The following is a 2786-nucleotide window of genomic DNA, read 5'->3' as shown; positions in this document are numbered from 1 at the left end:
AAACATCATATAAGGTTAAGCTAGAAAGGGCGCACGGTGGATGCCTTGGCACTAGGAGCCGAAGAAGGACGGGACGAACACCGATATGCCTCGGGGAGCTGTAAGTAAGCATTGATCCGGGGATTTCCGAATGGGGGAACCCACCATCCGTAATGGGATGGTATCCATATCTGAATACATAGGGTATGAGAAGGCAGACCCGGGGAACTGAAACATCTAAGTACCCGGAGGAAGAGAAAGCAAATGCGATTTCCTGAGTAGCGGCGAGCGAAACGGAATCAGCCCAAACCAGAGAGCTTGCTCTCTGGGGTTGTAGGACACTCTATACGGAGTTACAAAGGAACGAAGTAGGTGAAGTGGTCTGGAAAGGCCAGCCGAAGAAGGTAACAGCCCTGTAGCTGAAACTTCGTTCCCTCCTGAGTGGATCCTGAGTACGGCGGGACACGTGAAACCCCGTCGGAATCCGGGAGGACCATCTCCCAAGGCTAAATACTCCCTAGTGACCGATAGTGAACCAGTACCGTGAGGGAAAGGTGAAAAGCACCCCGGAAGGGGAGTGAAACAGATCCTGAAACCGTGTGCCTACAAGTAGTCGGAGCCCATTAACGGGTGACGGCGTGCCTTTTGTAGAATGAACCGGCGAGTTACGATCCCGTGCAAGGTTAAGTTGATAAGACGGAGCCGCAGCGAAAGCGAGTCTGAATAGGGCGACATAGTACGTGGTCGTAGACCCGAAACCGTGTGATCTACCCATGTCCAGGGTGAAGTTCAGGTAACACTGAATGGAGGCCCGAACCCACGCACGTTGAAAAGTGCGGGGATGAGGTGTGGGTAGGGGTGAAATGCCAATCGAACACGGAGATAGCTGGTTCTCCCCGAAATAGCTTTAGGGCTAGCCTCGCGGCAAGATTCCTGGAGGTAGAGCACTGATTGGACTAGGGGCCCCCACAGGGTTACCGAATTCAGTCAAACTCCGAATGCCAGAGAATTATCCGCGGGAGTCAGACTGCGAGTGATAAGATCCGTAGTCAAAAGGGAAACAGCCCAGACCATCAGCTAAGGTCCCAAAGTATACGTTAAGTGGCAAAGGATGTGGAGTTGCCCAGACAACCAGGATGTTGGCTTAGAAGCAGCCACCATTTAAAGAGTGCGTAATAGCTCACTGGTCGAGTGACTCTGCGCCGAAAATGTAACGGGGCTAAACGTATCACCGAAGCTATGGCTTGTACCGTATGGTACAGGGGTAGGGGAGCGTTCGAAGTGCAGCGAAGTCAGACCGGAAGGACTGGTGGAGCGCTTTGAAGTGAGAATGCCGGTATGAGTAGCGAAAGACAAGTGAGAATCTTGTCCATCGAAAGCCTAAGGTTTCCTGAGGAAGGCTCGTCCGCTCAGGGTTAGTCGGGGCCTAAGCCGAGGCTGAAAAGCGTAGGCGATGGATAACAGGTTGATATTCCTGTACCACCTCCTTTCCGTTTGAACAATGGGGGGACGCAGTAAGGTAGGGTGAGCGCACTGATGGAATAGTGCGTCTAAGCAGTTAGGCTGTTGGGTAGGCAAATCCGCCCAACGTGAAGGCTGAGCTGTGATGGCGAGGGAAATTTTAGTACCGAAGTCCCTGATCCTACACTGCCAAGAAAAGCCTCTAGTGAGGAAAGAGGTGCCCGTACCGCAAACCGACACAGGTAGGCGAGGAGAGAATCCTAAGATGATCGGGAGAACTCTCGTTAAGGAACTCGGCAAAATGACCCCGTAACTTCGGGAGAAGGGGTGCTCTGATAGGGTTTATCGCCCGAGAGAGCCGCAGTGAATAGATCCAAGCGACTGTTTAGCAAAAACACAGGTCTCTGCGAAACCGCAAGGTGAAGTATAGGGGCTGACACCTGCCCGGTGCTGGAAGGTTAAGAGGAGGGGTTATCCTTTGGGAGAAGCTCTGAATTGAAGCCCCAGTAAACGGCGGCCGTAACTATAACGGTCCTAAGGTAGCGAAATTCCTTGTCGGGTAAGTTCCGACCCGCACGAAAGGTGTAACGACTTGGATACTGTCTCAACGAGAGACCCGGTGAAATTATAGTACCTGTGAAGATGCAGGTTACCCGCGACAGGACGGAAAGACCCCATGGAGCTTTACTGCAACTTGATATTGGATTTTGGTACAGCTTGTACAGGATAGGTAGGAGCCTGAGAAGCCGGAGCGCCAGCTTCGGTGGAGGCGTCGGTGGGATACTACCCTGGCTGTATTGAAATTCTAACCTTGGACCGTAATCCGGTTCGGAGACAGTGTCAGGTGGGCAGTTTGACTGGGGCGGTCGCCTCCTAAACAGTAACGGAGGCGCCCAAAGGTTCCCTCAGAATGGTTGGAAATCATTCGCAGAGTGTAAAGGCACAAGGGAGCTTGACTGCGAGACCTACAAGTCGAGCAGGGACGAAAGTCGGGCTTAGTGATCCGGTGGTTCCGCATGGAAGGGCCATCGCTCAACGGATAAAAGCTACCCTGGGGATAACAGGCTTATCTCCCCCAAGAGTCCACATCGACGGGGAGGTTTGGCACCTCGATGTCGGCTCATCGCATCCTGGGGCTGAAGTAGGTCCCAAGGGTTGGGCTGTTCGCCCATTAAAGCGGTACGCGAGCTGGGTTCAGAACGTCGTGAGACAGTTCGGTCCCTATCCGTCGCGGGCGCAGGAAATTTGAGAGGAGCTGTCCTTAGTACGAGAGGACCGGGATGGACACACCGCTGGTGTACCAGTTGTTCCGCCAGGGGCATAGCTGGGTAGCTACGTGTGGACGG

Annotated in this window: 1 rRNA gene; it reads left to right on the top strand. The window is 53.4% G+C overall.

Features of this window, described 5'->3' with window-relative positions:
• Window positions 1-13: 13 nt before the first annotated feature.
• Window positions 14-2786 (top strand): 23S ribosomal RNA (locus IHV11_RS20980); the annotation flags it as partial.

This window comes from Fictibacillus sp. 26RED30, assembly GCF_015903845.1.
Classification (GTDB): domain Bacteria; phylum Bacillota; class Bacilli; order Bacillales; family Fictibacillaceae; genus Fictibacillus; species Fictibacillus phosphorivorans.
The sequence above is the reverse complement of the archived record's forward strand: the minus strand, read 5'-3'. Positions and strand labels throughout refer to the sequence as shown.